The sequence below is a fragment of the Candidatus Dependentiae bacterium genome (assembly GCA_016191325.1).
In the GTDB taxonomy this organism is placed as follows: Bacteria; Babelota; Babeliae; order Babelales; family JACPOV01; genus JACPOV01.
On sequence record JACPOV010000002.1, the window covers coordinates 1 to 4,288 of the forward strand.

General features: G+C 39.6%; 6 protein-coding genes. 2 read left to right on the top strand and 4 right to left on the bottom strand.

Translation table 11 applies throughout. The features are described 5' to 3' along the window. The 3 genes from hslV to HYX58_00025 form a co-directional block, all read right to left on the bottom strand. Window positions 1-393, bottom strand: a 393-nt coding sequence (hslV, locus tag HYX58_00015) for an ATP-dependent protease subunit HslV (GenBank protein ID MBI2774383.1), incomplete at its 3' end; no start/stop codon positions are given. 190 nt (window positions 394-583) lie between these two features. Continuing rightward, complete coding sequence (locus HYX58_00020; protein MBI2774384.1) at window positions 584-727, bottom strand: YdcF family protein; 144 nt, start codon at window positions 725-727, stop codon at window positions 584-586. Between the two features lie 663 nt (window positions 728-1,390). Further along, the gene (locus HYX58_00025; protein ID MBI2774385.1) at window positions 1,391-2,170 is read right to left on the bottom strand and encodes a YdcF family protein; all 780 of its coding nucleotides are present in this window, start codon (window positions 2,168-2,170) and stop codon (window positions 1,391-1,393) included. Window positions 2,171-2,309: 139 nt separating this feature from the next. Between HYX58_00025 and HYX58_00030 the strand changes: the two genes are divergently transcribed. After that, a complete protein-coding gene (locus HYX58_00030; GenBank protein MBI2774386.1) occupies window positions 2,310-2,690 on the top strand; it encodes a hypothetical protein in 381 nt (126 codons plus the stop codon). A 15-nt stretch (window positions 2,691-2,705) separates the two neighbouring features. On the opposite strand, the gene HYX58_00035 is transcribed toward HYX58_00030, so the two are convergent. Beyond that, on the bottom strand, window positions 2,706-3,371 hold the full coding sequence (locus HYX58_00035) for a hypothetical protein (GenBank protein ID MBI2774387.1): 666 nt from the start codon (window positions 3,369-3,371) through the stop codon (window positions 2,706-2,708). Window positions 3,372-3,717: 346 nt separating this feature from the next. Here HYX58_00035 and HYX58_00040 point away from each other — a divergent pair. Beyond that, window positions 3,718-4,288: hypothetical protein (locus HYX58_00040; GenBank protein MBI2774388.1), on the top strand; the 571-nt coding region annotated here is incomplete at its 3' end.

Below are 4,288 nucleotides of genomic sequence, written 5' to 3' on the forward strand. Positions count from 1 at the left end.
GCTGATGAGCCCATCCTCAGGCTCTAAAATATCGCCACTTCCTGTGAGAACAAGAGAATGTGTTTTGTTTACAACCGCCATCATGACATCAAGATGCGGAAGGATGGGGTTTTTGTGCCAATCCATGGCCAGATCTACACAAATACTAATTAATTGATGCGGATTTTTCTTAAGCTTATCTTCAAGTTGATCAAAAAGGATAAGAGCATCAGTGATGGATCCTGAAAAGCCTGCAACCACATCACCTTTACCAAGGCGTCGTACTTTGCTTACATTGGATTTGTAAAGCAAGTTCCCTATGGTAACTTGACCATCACCAGCGATGACAACCTCATTTCCTTTACGGACGGATAAAATGGTTGTTTCATAAGAAGAAGATCGATTGTTGCTCATAACCCATCCTTTTATTTCAATGTTGTTATGATTTTTATTTTAAGTTATCTCTCCATTAAATCATTAAAATATTTAGATTTAATTAATTTCATTTTAAAAAGAGAATGGGAAGGGAACCGAAAGTCCATGCAGCAAGATTAAGTTTGAGGCCTATAAAAACCAGGGCTTTTAGTTGCCAGGCGAATGATAATCAACAGGATTTAAATCCAGCTTTTCGGAAAAGACCGACGGATCGAGGCTTATGAAAGGCAAACGTTACCAATACCCATTTATCTTCCGTCTTAGGATGAATCAGTTCAGCGGTTTTCAGAACGTTTCCCCTTGAACTCTTCATTGACTTATTTGCAGTCCTTCATATCAACAAAATTGTGGATTTTTCAAATCTATCTATTTGTAAAATCTCTATTGTTTTGGACTGATGGAGAAAGAAGGAGCCTTCTTAGAAACCTCTGGGAGAATATTCTGTTCACCGCCACTAGATGGATTACAGCTTGCTTTTATGGTAGGTACTTGATGGTTAGGTTGATCAAAAGGAGAACCCTCATTAACGTTTTCTATTGTAAGCTGATAATTCGATGGACATATGCAGTTAGAAAGGACCGGGCGTCCTCCCTTACATGCATAATAAGTGGAGTTCTTATTGCAAGTCATTTGTATAGAATCAGCTGTATTAGATGAGGGGCAGGTTACGTTACAATCCGGTCGGGGTGAGTCACATGTTTGTGTCCATCCCACAGAGGGCAGAACAGAATTGAAAAAGGTTCCTAAGATTAAGAGTATAAGTGCTTTCTGGGCCATGAGAGCTATCCTTTTTTAAACTGTGCTTTTCTTCAATTCCTCGTCATTAAAGAGTCAGAGAATTTTGTTCTAAGACTCAGCCAACGATAGCAGCTATGTTTTAAGAAACTATTAAAAAGGTTAGATGTTTTAACAAGGATTAAAATCTTTTTTGCCTGAAGACGAAGATTTCAACCAAAAAAGAGGAGAGTTTTAATTTCTAGCGCACTTTCGCAAAGATCTCGTCCGAGCGGCCCATGATATAGTTGATAACCATTCCCAACCATTCTCGCGCACTCGCATGCCACGCATCAAGGTTAAGTTTAAGACCGATAAAAAACCAGGGCTCATAGTTTCCTGGGGTATGATAATCAACGGGATAGGGAATAATGTTAAATCCTGCTTTGCGAAAAAGAGCTACGGATCGAGGCATGTGATAGGCTGATGTCATCAGGACCCATTTATCTTGTGGGTGAGGATGAATCAACTCAGCGGTTTTAAGAGCGTTTCCCTTTGTATCCTTTGAATCTCCTTCAAAAAGGATAGGGGAGGGATCTATTCCCAAGGCTAGAAGTTCCTTTTTTGCTGTTTCTGCTTCAAAAGAGTTTCCTGTGCACACAATTTGAAGATGAGGATAGGCTCGGGCAAGTTGAACCAAGTGGACAAAACGTCCCCCAGCCAAATTATACGAGGTTTCTCCTCGGCCACGGCTGGTAAGGGCATCAAAACTTCCTCCTAGAAAGATTATTCCTTTGGCGTCATAAGGAATTTTCTCAACTTTTGGAAATCGATTTTCAAGTTGTTCGAGAGTCCATAGGCCTACAGGAACAATACCAAAGAAGGCAAATCCGCTGCAGCTTATAATGATCAGGCGTTTGCCCCATCTTTTCTTTTTGAAGACTAAAAGCCCTCCTCCTCCCAGAAGAAGAACCAAGAAAAACATATCAATATTAATAATCCACCAGCCGAAAAAGCGATAGATTGATTCAACTAAAGTCATGACGATCTCCCTAGAGATAATGGTGGATGAATATCACATTTTTTCAATGATTTCTATGATCAACAAACATTTGCCAACCATTTCTCTTGAAATAAAAGAAACATCTCCTTATTTTATAAATATGGAAAGGATGTAAATCATGAAACGCTGGAGTGATGTGTTTAGCGGCACGGGGACAATGGTTCTTTCTTTGTTGTCTTGTGCTGTTTGTCCCATGTGTCTGCCTCTTTATGCAGGTCTTTTAAGTATTGTTGGCATTGAGCTTGGGAATATTCATGAGCTTTTCTTTCCCATTATGATTGCTTTTGCCGTCCTTACCTTGGGGCTGATGGCTTATCAAATCTATGCCCACCATGGGAAATGGATGCCCTTTAAGTTGGCTATAGGGGCGGCTATTGGTATGAGTATGTCTGCTTTCTATGGGTATGAGTATCTTCTCTACCTGTGCCTCGCTCTCTTTATGGGGAGTATTCTGTGGAGTAAAAGAGTATTGGTTCATGCAGACCACGGGTGTTGTTGACGCTGTCTTCAGCTCTTAGATCTTTGTTTCTTCCTCGTATAAATGGAGTGGTTGAAGTTTTTTCTCAAGGCGAAGTCTGTTAACATAGACAAGCAATTGAGCTTTTGAAAAATATTTTCCTTCTTTCCAATAGAAAAGGCCTTGTTCTCGCAAAACATTTTTGACTTGATGGAAGCCTTTTGACATGGCCCATTCCTCTATATGGCAAAGAGATACATAAAGAGGTTCTGTGGATAACGTTGGTTTGCGGAATGTTTTCAAACCATCTCCTTTTAAGGAGGTTTGTGAAGGGGAAAAAGCAAGAGAATAAGTGGGCGTTTTTTTGTTAAGGCGCCTCAAGTGGGAAGGGAGTGGTGTCGTTGTCCAACAGCGTGCGCGTGAAGCTAAATGCGATTTCTGTGTGTGCTTAAGGGGCGCATGTTGCGAAATAATTTCGGCCATTTTTTCAAAATCGAGCGGAATTCTTTCTTCCCAATTGGGGAAATAGGTGTCTCCTTTGAGACGTCCAGGTTTTGAGCTTTCTTTTCTTAATCCAAGTTTTCTAATTTTTTTACTTACAGACGTCACGCTTTTTTCTAAGGCTACCGCAATAATTTTAAGTTGAATCTTTTGCTCGAACGCGACCTTAAGGCATAGGTTTTCCCAGTTCAGCCACCGGGGTTTTAATGGGCTTTGAAGCATTGTTTTTTTCCTTTTTATATCGACTGTCCTAATAATAACATAGCTGCAATGCAAAAATTAGTTATCACATTCTTATCCTCAGAAAGGGAAGTTGTCAATCAATTTTTTGAATGTTATTTGGCCATATTGTATAAAGGCGTGAGTGTGTTATTGTGGTGAATATGTAAGAGATCGTGCTTCAGAAAAGAGAATTACAATTCTTTACGTCTTATAATACATATATTTTATTTTTAAGTTTAAATATCGAACGTTATGATAATAATTTCAATAGTTCATCTTGAAAATAAATATTAGTTTCTTACATGTACTGTAGTAATGGTTTGTTTGTTAGTTAGGAGTGTTAAAAATGATGCGTACGACTCAATTATTGTTACTTTCTACCGCTTTGTGTTTCTCTTTAGGGACAACTTCCGTTTTTGCAATGGAAGAAGCCGACAAAATCATCCTAGGTAAAAAGGGAACACCTGTTCGAATTAAGGGACAATCTCAAGATGAGAAGAGGCCTGTCCGATTATTGCAAGATTGGGTTGGACTTGGTCTTGTCAAAACGAACCCCATGGATGTTAAAGGAGGGCAGACACTTACTGTTACCTGTGATTTTGATGAAGTAACAGCGCCAACTGCTATATCTTTCCTTAATTCCGCACAGAATGCGTATTATGAGGGCGGAGTGACTGTATTTCCTGGACAAAAAAGTGTTACATTTTCTTCTGTTGTCCCAGATGGAGACACACAGACTTGGCTCATAATCCGTGATCCTGGGTTTGATGGCAAAACTGCACTCCCTTTTGGTCTGCGGCTTAAGGCAATGGACATAGATGTGGGGAATGTTCCAAAGAGTCAAATCCTTAAGTCAGTTGATTTCTTGCAAGATTGGCTTGAGCTAGGTCTTATCAAAACGAACCCTATCGATGTTA

Bases quoted from the DNA above. Each gene is read 5' to 3' on its own strand.
- HYX58_00020 (MBI2774384.1), bottom strand. From the start codon at position 727: ATGAAGAGTTCAAGGGGAAACGTTCTGAAAACCGCTGAACTGATTCAT.
- HYX58_00025 (MBI2774385.1), bottom strand. From the start codon at position 2,170: ATGACTTTAGTTGAATCAATCTATCGCTTTTTCGGCTGGTGGATTATT.
- HYX58_00030 (MBI2774386.1), top strand. From the start codon at position 2,310: ATGAAACGCTGGAGTGATGTGTTTAGCGGCACGGGGACAATGGTTCTT.
- HYX58_00035 (MBI2774387.1), bottom strand. From the start codon at position 3,371: ATGCTTCAAAGCCCATTAAAACCCCGGTGGCTGAACTGGGAAAACCTA.